Consider the following 16655-nt stretch of genomic DNA (forward strand, 5'->3'; position numbering starts at 1 on the left):
GGTTATTGCTCGGCCTGGGCCGCCAAGCGCTCGCGAAACGGCGCGAGCGCAGCCTCCAGGCCCGCATAGGCCCGTTCGCGCGCCTGGTCCAGGCGCTGGGCCTCTTGCAGCGTGGTCAGCGCAAAATGCACTCCTTGCCCCGGCGTGTACTGCGCCAGCAAAGGCAGGTCGGCGCTGATCACCTGGACGATCTTGGAATAGCCGCCGGTGGTCTGGCGGTCGGCCATGAGAACGATGGGCTGCCCGTCGGCGGGCACCTGCACCGAGCCGAAACAGGCGGCCTCGGACAGCATCTGGGTTGCGCTGGCCTGATGGATGCCGGGGCCGGTGAGGCGATAGCCCATGCGATCCGAAGCGGGGCTGACGCGAAATTCGGCCTGCACGAAACGCGCTTGCGACTCGGCGTCGAAGAGATGCCAATGCGAGCCTGGCATCACGCGCAGCGCGGCGCGCGGCGTGCTCACCAGCGTGGCGGGCAGATACAGGCGCAGCGCCTGCATTGCGGCATCGAGCGCGGCGAGGCCGTCGTCGTCGTGCAGCGTGCGGCGCAGGCCGACGATGTCGCCCTTGATCAGAGCGCGGCCATGCAGGCCGCCGAAGCCGCCGCGCAGATAGGTGCTTTCGCTGCCCATGACAGGCTCGATGGCGTAGCCGCCATGTACGGCCAGATAAGCGCGTGCACCGCGACCCGGGGCGGCGCGCACAGGAAAGGCGAGCAGGTCGCCCGCGCGGGCCAGTTGCGGGCGCAGCATGGGCACGGCGGCGCCATTCAAGGTGGCGCCCAGGTCGGCGCCGGCCAGCGCGAAACAGGCTGCGGCCTCGAAGCGCAGCACCGGTCCGACCAGGGTGATCTCCAGCGTGGCGCGGTTCGGCGAGTTGCCGACCAGCAGGCTGGCCAGCCGATGGGCGCGCTCGTCCATGGCGCCGTTCACGGGAACGCCCAGGTGTTGATAGCCGGTGCGGCCCATGTCCTGGAAGGACGATTGCAGACCGGGCTTGAGGACGGTGATGCTCATTGGCCGCTCTCGATCTTTTTCTTCATGCGGTCGAAAGTCTTGCGGTCGACGGCCTTGAAATGCACGCGATCGCCGGGCGCGAGCAGCACGGCGGGCGAACGTTCGGGATCGAACAGCCGCAGCGGCGTTGCGCCGATAAGGCTCCAGCCGCCGGGCAAGCCGCCGGGATAAATCACCGACTGCCGGTTGGCGACCGCGACCGAGCCGGCCGGAATATTCAGGCGCGGCGTATCGCGGCGCGGGATGGCCAGCTTTTCATCGTGTTCGCCGATATAGGCCATGCCGGGTGCGAACCCCAGCATGAAGACCATGCTGCCGGGCCGGGTGTGCAGCGCAACGACATCGTCTTCGCCGATGCCGGCGCGCGCGGCCACGTCGGGCAGGTCGGGGCCCAGGTCGCCGCCGTAGCAGACGGGGATCTCGATGTCGCGGCCGGCCGCCTCGTCGATGACGATGCCGCCGTTGAAAAGTTCGGCGACGCGCTCGGCCATCTGCGCGTGGCTGGGGCCGTCGACGCCGGGCAGGTAATGCACCGCCACGGCGGTGAACGACGGCACGATGTCGATGACGCCGGGCAGGCCTGCATCGCGCAGCAGGCGGGCCGCGGCCAGGCAGGTCAGGCCGATGCGAATGTCCAGCGCATCGCCGAAACGGACCAGCAGACAGCGATCGCCCTGGGCCTCGATGCGCCAGCCGGTTGCTGCGGATGCGTCGTGGGAGTCAGCTGCGCTCAATCGGAGCTCTTCAATGCAGGAGGATCACTTGGCGAAAAGCGAGTCCATGTTCTTGAAAGCCTTGAATTCTAGGGCATTGCCCGAGGGGTCGAGGAAGAACATGGTGGCCTGCTCGCCCACTTCGCCCTTGAAGCGGATGTAGGGCTTGATGACGAATTCGGTGCCGTCGTCGGTGAGCTTTTGGGCCATGGCTTCCCACTGCGCCATGGTCAGGACCACGCCGAAGTGGCGCACCGGCACGCCGTGGCCGTCGACCGCGTTCAAGGCCGCGATGCCGCAGGCCTCGGGCGAGAGGTGGGCGACGACCTGGTGGCCGTAGAGATTGAAGTCGATCCACTCGGGCGAACTGCGGCCCTCGGGGCAGCCCAGCTTGCGGCCGTAGAAGTCGCGGGCTTCTTCCAGGTCGCGTACGGGGAAAGCCAGATGAAAGGGCTGGATGGCGGTGTGCGTGGCGGTCATGGCGGTAGGCTCCGGCGATTGGCAAATTAAAGCAGTTGCAATGTGCCGTGAGTGTATGGATTGTTTTTTTGATTGGAAAACGATATTTTTTGAGTCTGACAATAAAAAATATCGATCAATGCTGCGCGAATTCAAGACCTTCATCGCCGTGGCTCGCGGCGGCACCTTCACCGGCGCGGGGCGCCAGCTCGGTTTGACGCAGTCGGCCGTCAGCGCGCAGATACGCCGGCTCGAAGCCTGGCTGGGCGCCGAGCTGTTCGACCGGGGCGCCAAGTCGGCCGAGCTCAACGCCCAGGGCCGCGAGCTGCTGCCCCAGGCCGAGGCCCTGGTCGCCATGGCCGAGGGCATGGTCGGGCAGGCGGCCGACCCGCCCGGCACCGGCCGGCTGAGCGGCCTTTTGCGGGTGGGGGCGATTGCCTCGGCGCAGCAAGATCTGCTGGCGCGCGCGCTGGCGCAGTTCCGCGACGAATACCCCGGCGTGAGGGTGCGCGTCGTGCCGGGGGTGTCGCTCAATCTGCTGGGCCAGGTGGACGCCGGCGAGATCGAACTGGCCGTGATGATTCGTCCGTCGTTCGCCCTGCCTGCCGAACTCCTCTGGCAACCCCTGACGCGCGAGCCCATGGTGCTGGCGGCGCCGCGCAATGCGCCGCGCGTTGCGTGGCGCCAATTGCTGGCCGACCAACCGTTCATTCGCTACGACCGGTCTTCGTTCGGCGGCAGGCTGGTGGACGGCTTTCTCAAGAAGCAGCGTATAGCCGTGCACGAGGCGGTCGAGCTCGACGAGATCGATGCCATCGCCGCGCTGGTGCGGCAGGGTCTGGGCGTGGCGCTGATGCCGCGCACCCGGCAGCTCGACACGCGCGGCCTGCGTTTGATCGAGCTGGACGAGCCGGGCTTGCATCGCGAGATCGGCATCGTGGCGCGCCGCCCGCTGGAGCGCGCGCCGTTGGCCGCGGCCTTGGCGCGCTGCCTGGCGGATGCGGGAGATATCCGGGCATCGGCCTGATGGCGGCAGGGCTTCGTTGCAATATCGCGCACCATGAACCTTCTTGCTTTCAAACTGATCATCACGCCGCTGCTGTTGCTCGCAGCCAGCCTGGCGGTGCGACGCTGGGGCGAAACGATAGGCGGCCTGATCGTGGGGCTGCCGCTTACTTCGGGCCCGGTTTCCGTTTTCCTGGCGCTGCAATACAGCCCCGAGTTCGCGGTGCGGGCAACCTCGGGATCGCTGGCGGCAACCGCCGCGCAAGCCGCGTTTTGCCTCGTCTATTGCGGCATGGCAACGCTCGGCTGGCCTGCCGCGCTCGCAGGAGCGAGCGTGGCGTTCGCCGTTACGGCAGCGCTGTTGCAGGAAAGCGGCCTGCCTCAGGGCGGACTTTTTCTTATCGCCGTGTTGTCGCTGGCGTTTACGCTGTATTTGACTCCGAGTTCAGCGGCGCAGGGCGTCAGGCTGCGGCCGCCCTGGTGGGACTTGCCCGTGCGCATGGTGCTCATCACCGCGCTCGTCCTGGGCGTGACGCTGATCGCGCCGCACATCGGCCCGGGCGCCAGCGGCGTGGTCGCGTCCTTTCCGCTCATGGCCACGATCCTGGGCGTGTTCGCCCATCGACTGGCTGGGCCGCACGCCGCGCGACAGGTGATGCGCGGGCTGGTTGCGGGGCTGTTCGGCTTCGCGGCTTTCTTCTATGTGATCGGCCTGATGCTGGTGCACTACGGCCTTGTCGTCACTTACTTCAGCGCCGCCGCTTGCGCAGTGGCCTCGCAGGTGTTTGCTCTGCACCAGATGCGCCGGCACGGCGGTAGTAAGGCCACCGCCGCATGAGGCGGATGCAAGCCGAGGCCCCCGGAGCAATCCGAAGTACGGGGCGGCCAACCGCAGCCCGCCGGGCGAGCATCGGAATTGCGCAGGGCAGCCTCGGCGCCTGAAGAACTTCGACCTCAGCCGGCCCGGACGAAGGCGCTTCAGGCCGCCGCGCGCAAGGCCTTGGCTGCCGCGACCATATTGCTCAGCGCGGGTATCACCTCACCCCACTGGCGCGTCTTCAAGCCGCAATCGGGATTGACCCACAAGCGTTCGGCCGGAACGCGCTCGGCCGCCTTCTTCATCAATTGCACAATGTGCTCCTGCGTCGGAATATTGGGCGAGTGAATGTCGTACACGCCGGGCCCGATTTCGTTCGGATAGTTGAAGCTGTCGAAGGCGTCGAGCAGCTCCATGTCCGATCGCGAGGTCTCGATCGTGATGACGTCGGCGTCCATGTCGGCAATGGACGCGATGATGTCGTTGAACTCCGAATAGCACATATGGGTGTGGATCTGCGTTTCGTCCTGCACGCCGTTGGCAGCAATGCGGAATGACTCGACCGCCCAGTCCAGGTAGCTCTGCCATTGCGCTTTGCGCAGCGGCAGGCCTTCGCGCAGCGCGGCCTCGTCGATCTGGATGACGCGCACGCCGGCTTTTTCCAGGTCCAGCACCTCCTCGCGGATGGCCAGGGCCAGCTGCTTGCACGACACCGAGCGCGGTTGGTCGTCGCGTACGAAAGACCAGTTCAAAATGGTGACCGGGCCGGTCAGCATGCCCTTCATGGGCTTGGCGGTCAGCGACTGCGCGTAGGCGATCCAGTCCACCGTCATGGCCTTGGGACGGCTGATGTCGCCGAAGAGAATAGGCGGCTTCACGCAGCGCGAACCGTAGGACTGCACCCAACCGTACTGGCTGAAGGCGTAGCCCTGCAGCTGTTCGCCGAAGTACTCGACCATGTCGTTGCGCTCGGCCTCGCCGTGCACCAACACGTCCAGTTCCAGCGCTTCCTGCTCGCGCACGCTGCGCGCGATCTCGGCCTGCATCGCGGCCCTGTAGTCCGCGTCGCCCAGTCGGCCGGCCTTGTATTCGCTGCGGGCGTGGCGGATTTCGGCGGTCTGCGGGAAAGAACCGATGGTGGTGGTCGGATAGGCCGGCAGCTTGAGCAGGGCGGCCTGCCTAGCGGCGCGCAGCCCATAGGCGCTGTGGCGCTGGCCGAGCTGGGCGTCGATGCGGGCCACGGCGGCTTGCACCATCGGGTCGGTGACGCGCGGCGATGCGCGGCGCGCGGTCAGCGCGGCCAGGTTCTCGGCCAGTTCGACCTTCACCGTGTCGCGGCCTTCGCGCAAAGCGCGGCCCAGCACACGCAATTCGTCCAGCTTTTGCAGCGCATAGGCCAGCCAGGATTTGATCTCGGCGTCCATTTTCTGCTCGCTGCGCAGATCCACGGGAACATGCAGCAGCGAGCACGAAGGCGCAAGCCACAGGCGTTCGCCCAGACGCCGGGACAGCGGCTCGACCCAGTCGAGCACGGCGGTCAGGTCGGTCTTCCAGATGTTGCGGCCGTTGATGACGCCCAGCGACAGCACTTTGTGCTCGGACAGCATGTTCACCAGCGGCAGCACGTCGTCGCGGCCGTTGACGGCGTCGATGTGCAGGCCGGCCACCGGAAGGTTCGCGGCAAGATAGCGGTTTTCCTGGAGCTGGCCGAAGTAGGTCGCCAGCAGGATCTTGACGCGGCAGGCCTTGAGATGGTGATAAGCCAGGTTGAAGGCGTGCTGCCATGCGTCGTCCAGCTCGGTGACCAGCAGGGGTTCGTCGATCTGCACCCATTGCACGCCTTGCGCGGCGAGCGTGTCGAGCAGTTCGCCGTAGACGGGCAGCAGCTTGGGCAGCAGGGCCAGCCGGTCGGAATCGTCCTTGGCCTTGCCCAGGGCGAGATAGGTGACCGGGCCGACGATGACCGGCTTGGCCGGCGTGCCGTTGGCGCGGGCTTCGGCCAGTTGCTCCAGCAGGCGCGAGGCTTCCAGCTTGAACTCGGTGGCGGCGGTGAACTCCGGGACGATGTAGTGGTAGTTGGTGTCGAACCACTTGGTCATTTCGCCGGCGGCGATGCCGCCGCAGCACGCGGCGTGCTCTTCTTGCCCCTGCGCCGAACGGCCGCGCGCTACGCGGAAGTAGTTGTCCAGCGCATCGCCGTGAAAATCGCGCGCCCGCTCGGGCAGGTTGCCCAGGGTGAAGCTCATGTCGAGCATCTGGTCGTAGAAGGCGAAGTCGCCCACGGGCACATAGTCCAGGCCGGCCTGGTCGTCCCAGTGGCGCTTGCGCAGCTGCACGCCCAGTTGCTTGAGCGCGTCGCGCGAAGATGCGCCTTTCCAGTACGACTCCAATGCGAACTTCAGTTCGCGCTGCGCGCCGATGCGGGGAAAGCCGAGGTTGTGTAGGGTGGTCATGGAGTGCCTTTGCTGCCTGCTGATGAAATGAAATGCCGGTGCAGATCTTAGGCAGCGCAAACCATGAAGTAAAATGGTAAAAATTCAATATTCGATGAATTTATTTCACATATCATGCTCGAACGCATCCATCTGGCCATCGTTCAGGAAGTCGAAAAACAAGGCTCGCTGACGGCCGCGGCGGGAGCGCTTTTTCTCACGCAATCGGCGCTGAGCCACAGCATGAAAAAGCTCGAACAGCAGCTGGGCACCGACGTCTGGCTGCGAGAAGGGCGCAGCCTGCGGCTGACGCAGGCCGGGCAATATCTGCTGGCGGTGGCCAACCGCGTGTTGCCGCAGCTGACGCTGGCCGAAGACCGGCTGCGCCAGTTCGCGCAAGGCGAGCGCGGCGCCCTGCGCATCGGCATGGAGTGCCACCCCTGCTATCAATGGCTGCTGAAAATCGTGTCGCCCTATCTGCGGGCCTGGCCGGACGTGGACGTGGACGTGAAGCAGAAGTTCCAGTTCGGCGGCATCGGCGCGCTGTTCGGCTACGAGATCGATCTGCTGGTCACGCCCGATCCGCTCTTCAAGCCCGGCCTGGTGTTCGAGCCGGTGTTCGATTACGAGCAAGTGCTTGTCGTCGCCGCCGACCATAAACTGGCCAAGGCGAAGTACGTCGAGCCCGGGCAGCTCGACCGCGAAGTGCTGATCACCTATCCGGTGCCGATCGACCGGCTCGACATCTACACCCTGTTTTTGTCGCCGGCCGGCGTGACGCCCAGGCGGCACAAGCCCATCGAAGACACCGACATCATGATGCAGATGGTCGCCAGCGGCCGCGGCGTGGCTGCCCTGCCGCGCTGGCTGGTGCGGGAATATGCCGGCAAGATGCCGGTCGCGCCGGTAAAGCTCGGGCTCAAGGGCATCGCCAAGCAGATCTATCTGGGAGCGCGTCAAGCCGACGTCGGCGTCGACTATCTGCGCGCTTTCATCGATTTGGCCCGCTCTCAGCCCTGAGCGCGGCTGACCCTTTCCGGCGGGAAATTCAGCGAGAACGTGCTGCCCTTGCCGGGCTCGCTCTCGATGCCCAGGCCGGCGTCGTGGCGCATGGCCACGTGCTTGGTGATGGCCAGACCCAGCCCGGTGCCGCCCACGGCGCGCGAGCGGCCGCGGTCGACGCGATAGAAGCGCTCGGTCAGGCGCGGTATGTGGCGCGCCGCGATGCCGATGCCGGTGTCCTTCACGCGGTAGTGGGCCGAGCCTTCTTCATCGGCCTCCCAATACACCGCGATCTTCCCGCCGTCGGGCGTGTAACGCACGGCGTTGGTCAGCAGGTTTGAGACGGCCGAGGTCAGTTCGCCGGCGCTGCCCAGCAGGTCCAGGCCCTCGTCGACGTGCCACTCGAAAGTATGCCTTCCGTTGGACAGGGCTTCGGCCTGCTGCCGCGCGCGCTGCAGCAGTTCGCTCATGTTGACGATGGCCGGCCCCGCGCCGTGCGAGGACTCGAGCGTTGAGAGCGTCAGCAGGTCTTCGACGATGGCCTGCATGCGCTGGGCCTGCTCGTACATCATGCTGACGTACTGTTCGCGCTGCTGGGCCGGCATGGCGTCCTGGGGCATGTCGCGCAGCGTCTCCAGGAAGCCCGTCAGCACCGTGAGCGGCGTGCGCAATTCGTGCGAGACATTGGCGACGAAGTCGCGCCGGGTAGTCTCGAGTTTCTCGATCTGCGTGACGTCGCGCGAGATCAGCAGATGCTGGTTCTGTCCGTAGCGGGCCAGCTGCAGCATCATCACGCGCTCCTGGCCGCTGTTGGACAGGCGCACCAGAATGGGCTCGGGCCACTCGCCGCTTTGCGCGTAGGCCACGAAATCCGGCACGCGCACCAGGTTCAACAGCTTGCTGCCGCGGTCATAGGGCAGGCGCAGTCCCAGATGGCGCATGGCGGTTCGGTTGCACCAGTCGATCTGGAATTCGTCGTTGAGCGTGACCACGCCGTCGGGCAGGGCCTGCGCGCCGGCCACCATGTTTTCCAGCGCGTCATGGCTTTCGTGCAGAACGCGCGATTGCATGCGCAGGTAGCGGTAGAGCGGGGCCAGCACGTCGTCCCAGGCGCCCACGTCGGCGGGCGGCGCGGTGCTGGGATCTTGCGCCCAGCGCGCCACGCGCGCCAGGCTGCGGCCGCGCCCGATGAGCATGGCGAAGAACGCCAGGCACGGTATCGACCAGCCGATCGCGGGCGTGAACACGCTGCCCGCAAGCAAGCCCAAAGTGGCCCAGAGGGCGCACCAGAGCAGGGTACGCAGCCAGAACATCCCGCGAGTCTAGCGCGTGGCGACTTGGGCCGTGAAGCGATAGCCGCTGCCGCGCACGGTTTCCACGTGATCGTCATGGCCGCTGGGCTCGAGCGCCTTGCGCAGGCGGCGGATGTGCACATCCACCGTGCGCTCTTCGACGAAGACGTGATCGCCCCACACCTGATCGAGCAGTTGGGCGCGCGAGAACACGCGCTCGGGGTGGGTCATGAAGAAGTGCAACAGACGGAATTCGGTCGGCCCGATAGCCAGCGGCTGCGTACCGCCCGACAGGCGGTGCGTGGCGGGATCGAGCTTCAGGCCGGCTACGTCGATGACGTCGTCGGTAAGCTGGGGCGCGCGGCGGCGCAGGACGGCCTTGATGCGCGCCACCAGCTCCTTGGGCGAGAAGGGTTTGGTGATGTAGTCGTCGGCGCCCGCTTCCAGGCCTTCCACCTTGTCCTGCTCGGAGCCCTTGGCGGTGAGCATGATGACGGGCACCGTGCGGGTGCGCTCGTCTTCGCGCAGGGAGCGCGCCAGCGACAGACCCGAGGCGCCGGGCAGCATCCAGTCGAGCAGGATCAGGTCGGGCAGTTCGGCGCGGATCAGCGTCTGGGCCTGCTCGGCATCGAAAGCCCGCAGCACTTTGTGCCCGGCGAACGACAGGTTGACGGCGATCAGTTCCTGGATGGCGGGTTCGTCTTCGACGACGAGTATGGTGCTGGACATGGGTGAGGTCGGACAAAAGGCGCCGGCCGGCGCGAGCGTTGCCATAGTATGGCTGCAATATTTCAGGTATGTGACGATTTCACAATCCGTGCAGCGGGTTGCGCTACACTGACTCGCATGGAGATGGCATTCCTCCAGTAAGCGCCACGCTCGTGGCTGATGATGCCTACATACCGGCCGGACGGGCCGCTTGTAGGCATGCCTGTCCGGAAAGTAACAACCTCTATTCCTGGACAGCGCAATGTGGAAACCCATGCTCGCCATATCCATCGGCTCGGCCGCCGGTGGGCTATCCCGCTGGTGGCTCGGCATCAAGCTCAACGCGATATTTCCCACCCTCCCGCCTGGTACGTTCGCGGCCAACGTGATCGCGGGTTACATCATCGGCGCCGCGGTCGCCGTATTTACGCGGTTTCCGGGTCTGGCGCCCGAGTGGCGGCTGCTGATCATCACGGGTTTTTGCGGCGGGCTGTCCACGTTTTCCACGTTTTCGTCGGAAGTGGTCGCGCTGGCGCAGCGCGGGCAACTGGCCTGGGCCGCGGGGGAAGTCTCGATCCACGTCGCCGGCTCGCTGGCGGCGACGCTGGCGGGGATCGCGTCGGTGCAATGGCTCAGGTCGTCCTGAAAGGAGCAAAAAATGAACGGATTCATGGTTACTTTTTTCACTCAACAAGACCGGCGCCATCACGGCGCGCCCCTGGCGGACTGGCTTGTCAAGCTGGCCGCGGAATTGGGCCTGGGCGGCGCGACGCTGATACCCGCAGGCGAGGGCGTGGGGCACGGACATCATCTGCATTCTGCCCGTTTCTTCGAATTGGCCGATCAGCCTGTTTCGGTGGCCATGGCGGTCACGCCCCAGGAGTGCGACCGGTTGTTCGCCCGGCTTCAGGCCGAGGGCGTGCAGATCTTCTACGTCAAGAGCGCGGTCGAATTCGGCACCCTGGGCGGCGCGTAGTCGGCGGCGGACCTCGGCCGGCTCGCGATCGGCCGGGCCGCGATCGGCCGGGCCGCGATCGGCTACCATGACGTACTGCCAGGACAACACCATGCAAAACTCTACATCCTCGTCCAAAGACACCGGACCGGAAGGTACGCACTTCGGGTTCCAAACCGTTCCCGAAAACGAAAAAGCCCGCAAAGTGGCCGAAGTCTTTCATTCGGTGGCCGCCAACTACGACATCATGAACGACCTGATGTCGGGCGGATTGCACCGCATCTGGAAGGCCTTCACCATCAGCCGCGCCGCGATCCGGCCGGGCATGCGGGTGCTGGACATCGCCAGCGGCACGGGCGATCTGGCCCGCGCCTTCGCCAAGCGCGCCGGCAGCACGGGCGAAGTCTGGATGACCGATATCAACGACTCCATGTTGCGTGTGGGCCGCGACCGCATGATGGACGCCGGCCTGGTGCTGCCCACCACCGTGTGCGATGCCGAGCGCCTGCCGTTTCCCGACGGCTATTTCGACCGCGTGAGCGTGGCCTTCGGCCTGCGCAACATGACGCACAAGGACCGCGCGCTGGCCGAGATGACGCGCGTGCTCAAGCCCGGCGGCAAGCTGCTGGTGCTGGAGTTTTCCCGCGTGGCCAAGCCGCTGGCGCCGGTCTACGACTGGTATTCGTTCAATGTGCTGCCGCTGATGGGCAAACTGGTGGCCAAGGACGAGGCCAGCTATCGTTATCTGGCCGAATCGATCCGCATGCACCCCGACCAGGAAACCCTGGCCGGCATGATGCGCGACGCCGGCCTGGACCGCGTGCAGTTCTTCAACCTGACGGCCGGCGTGGCCGCGCTACATGAAGGCGTGAAGCTGGGCTGACGCCGCGACCTGCAGCACGCGGGCGTCCTGGTCGCGCAGGCCGCAGACGGACAGGCCGATGCCCGGCGCGCCCGTGGGCAGCGACACCGCGCAGCCGTCCAGGAAGTTGATCACGCTGGTATTGCGCAGGACCATGCCGTTGGCGGCGAAGAATGCGTCGTCGTCTCTTTCTATGGAAGCGACCAGTGGCGGCTTGATGGCGACGGTCGGCATGAGCCATGCATCGGCGTCGCGCAGGCGTTCGGCAGCGACGGCGCGCAGGCGCTCGCGGGCTGCGAGAATCTCGATGTAGTCGGTTGCGCTCTGCTCGGCGCCGCGGCGTATGCGCTGCGCGACGCGGTGGTCGTAGCAGGTTCCCTGAGCCTGCAGCAGCTTGCGATGCCAGGTCCAGGCCTCGGCCGCTGCCAGACCGCCGCTGGCGTTTATCCGGGGCAGCTCGCGCAGCTCACGGAAACCGAAGGGAACGATGACCGCGCCTGCCTGCGACAGCTTTTGCAAGGCGTCTTCGAATGCCTGCGCTACGTCGTCGTCCATATCGCTGCAGACAAAATCGCGGGTCACGTACAGGCGAAGACCGCGCAGGTCGGCGGGCCGTGCGTCCAGTGCCTGGCCGCTGATCGCGGCGTCGAAGGCCGCGCAGCAGGCTACCGATACGGCCAGCGGGCCGATGGAATCGAGCGAACTGGACAGCGGCAGGGCCCCGTCCAGCGGCACGCGATGCGCGGTCGGCTTGAAGCCGGTCAGATTGCAGAAAGCCGACGGGATGCGGACCGAGCCGCCGGTGTCGGTGCCGAGCGCGGCGGCGGCCATGCCCAGCGCCACGCTGACCGCGGCGCCCGAGCTCGACCCGCCCGCCACGCGGTCTTCGTCGTGCGGCGCGCGCGGCGTGCCGTAGTGCGGGTTCAGCCCCAGGCCCGAGAACGCGAATTCACTCATATTGGTACGGCCCAGCAGGATGGCGCCGGCTTGGCGCAGCCGCGCCACCACGGCGGCGTCCTGGGTCGCGGGCGCAGCGTTGTTCAACGCAATCGAACCCGCCTTGGTGACCTGGCCTCGGATATCGAACAGATCTTTGATCGAGACCGGCAAGCCGGCCAGCACGCTGGGCACGTAGCCGGCCTGGCGCGCCTGGTCGCCGGCGTGCGCGGCTTGCAGAGCCGATTCGGCATCTACCTCCCGATAGGCTGCGCCGCCGCGGCCGCGATAGCTTTCGATGCGGGCCAAGGCATCTTCGACCAGTTTCACGCTGGAGGTCGTACCCGCAGCCAGCGCCGCGGCGAGTTCGTGCAGGGTCTTCGTAGGGGCGCTCATCGGGAATCACTCATCGGCGGATGGGATGCTTCAGTATAGGCGGGGCGGCCTCGTATCGGGAGCCCGGGGGGGAGCGCAGGGCCGGGCTTGTCCAGGCTTGCGGCGTGAAGTGGGCAAATGAACCCGGTAAACTCTGGCCTGGGTTCGCCCCGAGCCCGGCGCGGCAGGCATTCCCCTGCGCGCCGCGGCCGTCATTCCTGGATTCCATGCTGCCTCTGCCTCCGCTCCCGTCTTTCTTGCCGCCGGTGTCCCGCTTCGCCGCCGGCGCGCTCAATGCGCTGCTGGGTCGCGAGCCCTGGGCCGCCGAGCGCCTGGCCCGTCATGCAGGCAAGACGGTGCGCTTTGTCTGGGGGCGGCAACGCCTGTCATTGACCGTGGACAGCGACGGCAAGGTGGCGCCCGCCGACGAGGCCATCGTGCCCGACGTGACCCTGACCCTGCTGTCCGACAAATTCAGCCTGACAGGTCTGCCCGCCGGCGGCATGCCCGATTTCGCCGAGGCGACGCACATCTCGGGCGACGCCGGCCTGGCTCAGGTGGTGGGCGAACTGGCGCGCGATCTGCGCTGGGATCCGGAAGACGATCTGGCACGCGTGGTGGGCGATATACCGGCGCTGCGCCTGATGTCCGGCGCGCGCGCCGCGGTCTCCGGCGTGCGCGATGCGGGCGGGCGTCTGGCGCTCAACGTGGCTGAATACCTCACCGAAGAAACGCCTACGCTGGCCGGCAAGCCGGTCCTGGCGCAACATGTTCTGGACGTGGCTCAATTGCAGGCCGACGCCGATGCGCTGGGTCGGCGTGCCGACGCGCTGGCTGCCCGGCTGGCGCGCGTGGAAAGGAGCGCGCGATGCTGACCTTGCCGCGCCTGTTGCGCATTATTTTCGTGGCCCTGCGTTTCGGCCTGGACGATCTGGTTCTGTCCAGCATCAATCACCCGCTGGCGCGCCGCTTGTTGCACGTGCTGCGGCTGGGCCGCAAACCGCGCGGTCCACGGGGCCAGCGCCTGCGCCAGGCCCTCGAATCGCTGGGGCCTATCTTCGTCAAGTTCGGCCAGGTGCTGTCCACCCGCCGCGACCTGATCCCGGCCGACATCGCCGACGAGCTTTCGCTGTTGCAGGATCGCGTACCGCCGTTCCCATCGGCGCAGGCGGCCGCCCTCGTCGAGACGGCGCTGGGCAAGCCGCCGCGGGAACTGTTCGCGCAGTTCGAGACGGATCCCATCGCTTCGGCCTCGATCGCCCAGGTGCACTTCGCGGTGATGCACGACGGCCGCGAAGTGGCCGTGAAGGTGCTGCGTCCCGGTATGCTGGACGTCATCGAAAAAGACCTGGCCCTGCTGCGCGTCGCGGCGCGCCTCGTCGAACGTCTGGGCGGCCCGGACGGGCGCCGGCTCAAGCCGCGCGAGGTGGTCGCCGAGTTCGACAAATATCTGCACGACGAGCTCGACCTGGTGCGCGAAGCCTCCAATTGCAGCCAGCTGCGCCGCAATTTCGGCCCCGAGTCCGGGCGCGAGGGCATGCTCATCGTGCCCGAGGTGATCTGGGAGCTGACCACCACCACGGTGTTCACCATGCAGCGCATGTACGGCATTCCGGTGAGCCGCATCGACCGGCTGCGCGAGGCCGGCGTCGACATTCCCGCGCTGGCCAGGAGCGGGGTCGAGATCTTCTTTACCCAGGTGTTCACCGACGGGTTCTTTCATGCCGATATGCACCCGGGCAACATCTATGTGTCGGACAGCCCGTCCACGCTGGGCCGCTACATCGCGCTGGATTTCGGCATCGTCGGTTCGCTGTCCGAGTTCGACAAGAACTACCTGGCACAGAATTTCCTCGCCTTTTTCCATCGCGATTATCGGCGCGTGGCGCAGCTGCACATCGAATCGGGCTGGGTGCCGCGCGATACGCGCGAAGAGGAGCTCGAAGGCGCCGTGCGTGCGGTGTGCGAGCCCTATTTCGACCGGCCGCTGGCCGAGATCTCGCTGGGCCAGGTGCTGTTGCGCCTGTTCCAGACCTCGCGCCGCTTCAATGTCGAGATCCAGCCGCAACTGGTGCTGCTGCAGAAAACGCTGCTCAATGTCGAAGGCATGGGCCGTCAGCTCGATCCCGAGCTGGATCTCTGGAAAACCGCCAAGCCTCACCTGGAAAGCTGGATGAAGCGGCGCATGGGGCTGCATGGCCTGCGCGAAAGCCTGGCCAAGGAGTCGGCCAAATGGTCGCAGTTGCTGCCGGCCGTGCCGCGCCTGCTGCACGACCATCTCGCCCGCCCCGACCTGAGCGCCGAGATGCTGCAAGAGACGCGCCGCCTGCGCCTGGCGCGCGAGCAGGGCAATCGCCTGCTGGCGGCGTTGACGGCGGTGCTGGCCGCGGCGCTGGCGGTGGCTTTGTGGGCGCTGGACAAGCATTGACCCTGCCATGGCGGACCGAATCCGTGTCTGTTAGCATATATAACCCGCAGGGTGTCATATTTTTGATATGAAACCGTCATCACGGTTTCTTCTTGGGCGGCGATAAAAGCGAACACAGAGAAAGGCGGCTCGCGGCCGCGGAGACCCCCATGCTTTACCCCGAACTTTTCAAGACCATGGAAGCCGTGCGCTGGAACATGGCAACCAGCATCCCGTGGAGCGATTTCGACGGCAGCAAGCTGACCGACGAGCAGGCCCGCACGATCAAAATGAACGCCATCACCGAGTGGGCGGCTTTGCCGGCCACCGAGATGTTTCTGCGCGACAACCGCGGCGACAGCGATTTCAGCGCATTCATGTCCGTCTGGTTCTTCGAAGAGCAGAAGCATTCCCTGGTGCTGATCGAATATCTGCGGCGCTTTCGTCCCGACCTCATGCCCACCGAAGAAGAACTGCACAATGTGCGCTTCGAATTCGATCCTGCGCCCGAGCTCGAGACGCTGATGCTGCATTTTTGCGGTGAAATCCGCCTGAACCATTGGTATCGCTGCGCGGCCGACTGGCACACCGAGCCGGTCATCCGCGCCATCTACCGCACCATCGCCCAGGACGAGGCCCGCCACGCCGGCGCCTATCTGCAGTACATGCGCCGCGCCCTGAAAGACCGTGGCGAGGCGACGAGCCTGTCCGCGCGACATGCCTTTGCCAAGATCGGTGTGCTCATGGCCTCGGCCGGCCGCTCGGCGCAGGCCATGCACCCGACCAATCTGCACGTGAGCAAGGCGGCTTTTCCCAACGACACGGTTCAGTCCAGGATGCCCGAGCCGGGCTGGCTCGAACGCTGGCTCGATACGCAGATCCGCTTCGACAGCGGCTGGGAAGGGCGGGTCGCCGGCCGCATCCTGCATATTCTTTCGGGCCTGCTCGACGCCGATTTCACGTCGGTCAAAGATCTCAATCGCTACCGCAAGGAAGCGATGGCCAAGCTGTTCGGCCCGGGCGAGCTCGCGGCCACCTGAACTGGGCATGCGGGTTCGCGGCTACAATTTCCGCATGACCGCTGCCCGATTCGAATCCAAAGTCCTTCCGCGTGCGGCCGCCCTGGAGGCGGCCAAAAAATTGCCTCGCCCGCTGGTTTTCACCAACGGCGTGTTCGATATTCTCCACCGCGGCCATGCTACCTATCTGGATCAGGCCGCCTGCCTGGGCGCCACGCTCGTCGTGGCGGTCAATAGCGACGAGTCGGCGCGCCGTCTTGGCAAGGGGCCCGACCGGCCCCTGAACACCGAACAGGATCGGGCCGCCCTGCTGGCGGCGCTGGGCTGTGTGAGCCTGGTCACGTCCTTTCACGAAGACACGCCTGAAGCGCTCATCGCCGAGCTGCATCCCGACATCATCGTCAAGGGCGGCGACTACGACATGGAGACCCTGCCCGAGACGCGGCTGGTGCGCAGCTGGGGCGGAAGGGCCGTTGCGATTCCTTTCGAGTTCCAGCGGTCGACGACGTCCCTGGTCAATCGCATACGGCAGAGTTGAGCGCCGGCGGCACCCGAAAAAAAAGGCCAATAAATTAATGGCCGTTTTTTTAGGGCCGGACACGCCGGCAGCGTTAGATAATAAAATTTATTTTGAAAACCACTGCCCGCGCATCGGCT

At 66.1% G+C, this 16655-nt stretch carries 17 protein-coding genes and 1 riboswitch; of the genes, 10 read left to right on the forward strand and 7 right to left on the reverse strand.

Translation table 11 applies throughout. The features are described from left to right. Window positions 1–2 precede the first annotated feature (2 nt). From ACTHJ1_RS09130 to ACTHJ1_RS09140, 3 genes are read right to left on the reverse strand one after another with little or no spacing between them, the layout of a single operon-like run. The gene (locus tag ACTHJ1_RS09130) at window positions 3–1016 is read right to left on the reverse strand and encodes a biotin-dependent carboxyltransferase family protein (protein ID WP_440190959.1); all 1014 of its coding nucleotides are present in this window, start codon (window positions 1014–1016) and stop codon (window positions 3–5) included. Next, the gene (gene pxpB / locus ACTHJ1_RS09135; protein ID WP_440190962.1) at window positions 1013–1750 is read right to left on the reverse strand and encodes a 5-oxoprolinase subunit PxpB; all 738 of its coding nucleotides are present in this window, start codon (window positions 1748–1750) and stop codon (window positions 1013–1015) included. Before pxpB ends, ACTHJ1_RS09130 begins: the two co-directional genes overlap by 4 nt. A gap of 24 nt (window positions 1751–1774) precedes the next feature. Beyond that, complete coding sequence (locus ACTHJ1_RS09140; protein WP_440190965.1) at window positions 1775–2209, reverse strand: VOC family protein; 435 nt, start codon at window positions 2207–2209, stop codon at window positions 1775–1777. A 118-nt stretch (window positions 2210–2327) separates the two neighbouring features. Here ACTHJ1_RS09140 and ACTHJ1_RS09145 point away from each other — a divergent pair, with 118 nt between their 5' ends. Both ACTHJ1_RS09145 and ACTHJ1_RS09150 read left to right on the forward strand, forming a co-directional pair. Next, window positions 2328–3215 (forward strand): LysR family transcriptional regulator, encoded by an 888-nt coding sequence (locus ACTHJ1_RS09145; protein WP_440190968.1) that lies wholly within the window; start codon window positions 2328–2330, stop codon window positions 3213–3215. A 33-nt stretch (window positions 3216–3248) separates the two neighbouring features. Continuing rightward, entirely contained in the window at window positions 3249–4031 is a 783-nt protein-coding gene (locus tag ACTHJ1_RS09150; protein WP_440190971.1) for a hypothetical protein, read from the forward strand. Between the two features lie 140 nt (window positions 4032–4171). On the opposite strand, the gene metE is transcribed toward ACTHJ1_RS09150, so the two are convergent. Beyond that, window positions 4172–6463 carry a 5-methyltetrahydropteroyltriglutamate--homocysteine S-methyltransferase gene (gene metE, locus ACTHJ1_RS09155; RefSeq protein ID WP_440190974.1) on the reverse strand — a complete coding sequence of 764 codons (2292 nt, stop codon included), beginning with the start codon at window positions 6461–6463 and terminating at the stop codon, window positions 4172–4174. 114 nt (window positions 6464–6577) lie between these two features. On the opposite strand from metE, the gene ACTHJ1_RS09160 reads away from it, so the two are divergent. Next, window positions 6578–7462: a LysR substrate-binding domain-containing protein gene (locus ACTHJ1_RS09160; protein ID WP_440190977.1), complete on the forward strand. Its 885-nt coding sequence runs from the start codon at window positions 6578–6580 to the stop codon at window positions 7460–7462. On the opposite strand, the gene phoR is transcribed toward ACTHJ1_RS09160, so the two are convergent. Together phoR and phoB are read right to left on the reverse strand one after the other, a co-directional pair. After that, on the reverse strand, window positions 7453–8757 hold the full coding sequence (gene phoR / locus ACTHJ1_RS09165) for a phosphate regulon sensor histidine kinase PhoR (protein WP_440190980.1): 1305 nt from the start codon (window positions 8755–8757) through the stop codon (window positions 7453–7455). The two genes, ACTHJ1_RS09160 and phoR, sit on opposite strands and share 10 nt — an antisense overlap. A gap of 9 nt (window positions 8758–8766) precedes the next feature. Next, the gene (phoB, locus tag ACTHJ1_RS09170; protein ID WP_440190983.1) at window positions 8767–9465 is read right to left on the reverse strand and encodes a phosphate regulon transcriptional regulator PhoB; all 699 of its coding nucleotides are present in this window, start codon (window positions 9463–9465) and stop codon (window positions 8767–8769) included. Between the two features lie 110 nt (window positions 9466–9575). Then, window positions 9576–9641, forward strand: a riboswitch (Fluoride riboswitch). A 65-nt stretch (window positions 9642–9706) separates the two neighbouring features. On the opposite strand from phoB, the gene crcB reads away from it, so the two are divergent. From crcB to ubiE, 3 genes are all read left to right on the forward strand, one after another. Next, complete coding sequence (gene crcB, locus ACTHJ1_RS09175) at window positions 9707–10090, forward strand: fluoride efflux transporter CrcB (protein ID WP_440190985.1); 384 nt, start codon at window positions 9707–9709, stop codon at window positions 10088–10090. Window positions 10091–10102: 12 nt separating this feature from the next. Continuing rightward, the gene (locus ACTHJ1_RS09180) at window positions 10103–10420 is read left to right on the forward strand and encodes a DUF190 domain-containing protein (protein WP_440190988.1); all 318 of its coding nucleotides are present in this window, start codon (window positions 10103–10105) and stop codon (window positions 10418–10420) included. 91 nt (window positions 10421–10511) lie between these two features. Beyond that, the gene (ubiE, locus tag ACTHJ1_RS09185; RefSeq protein ID WP_440190991.1) at window positions 10512–11282 is read left to right on the forward strand and encodes a bifunctional demethylmenaquinone methyltransferase/2-methoxy-6-polyprenyl-1,4-benzoquinol methylase UbiE; all 771 of its coding nucleotides are present in this window, start codon (window positions 10512–10514) and stop codon (window positions 11280–11282) included. Here the strand turns inward: ubiE and ACTHJ1_RS09190 are convergent. Continuing rightward, window positions 11256–12593 carry an amidase gene (locus tag ACTHJ1_RS09190; protein ID WP_440190994.1) on the reverse strand — a complete coding sequence of 446 codons (1338 nt, stop codon included), beginning with the start codon at window positions 12591–12593 and terminating at the stop codon, window positions 11256–11258. The two genes, ubiE and ACTHJ1_RS09190, sit on opposite strands and share 27 nt — an antisense overlap. A gap of 206 nt (window positions 12594–12799) precedes the next feature. Here ACTHJ1_RS09190 and ACTHJ1_RS09195 point away from each other — a divergent pair, with 206 nt between their 5' ends. From ACTHJ1_RS09195 to rfaE2, 4 genes are all read left to right on the forward strand, one after another. Continuing rightward, window positions 12800–13447 (forward strand): ubiquinone biosynthesis accessory factor UbiJ, encoded by a 648-nt coding sequence (locus tag ACTHJ1_RS09195; protein WP_440190997.1) that lies wholly within the window; start codon window positions 12800–12802, stop codon window positions 13445–13447. Beyond that, window positions 13441–15000 carry a ubiquinone biosynthesis regulatory protein kinase UbiB gene (ubiB, locus tag ACTHJ1_RS09200; protein ID WP_440191000.1) on the forward strand — a complete coding sequence of 520 codons (1560 nt, stop codon included), beginning with the start codon at window positions 13441–13443 and terminating at the stop codon, window positions 14998–15000. Before ACTHJ1_RS09195 ends, ubiB begins: the two co-directional genes overlap by 7 nt. A gap of 149 nt (window positions 15001–15149) precedes the next feature. Beyond that, entirely contained in the window at window positions 15150–16019 is an 870-nt protein-coding gene (locus tag ACTHJ1_RS09205) for a ferritin-like domain-containing protein (protein ID WP_440191003.1), read from the forward strand. Window positions 16020–16053: 34 nt separating this feature from the next. Further along, window positions 16054–16536, forward strand: coding sequence for a D-glycero-beta-D-manno-heptose 1-phosphate adenylyltransferase (gene rfaE2, locus ACTHJ1_RS09210; protein ID WP_440191006.1), 483 nt, complete (start codon window positions 16054–16056; stop codon window positions 16534–16536). Window positions 16537–16655: the final 119 nt, after the last annotated feature.

This window comes from Bordetella sp. (genome assembly GCF_051960075.1).
GTDB lineage: Bacteria > Pseudomonadota > Gammaproteobacteria > Burkholderiales > Burkholderiaceae_B > Bordetella.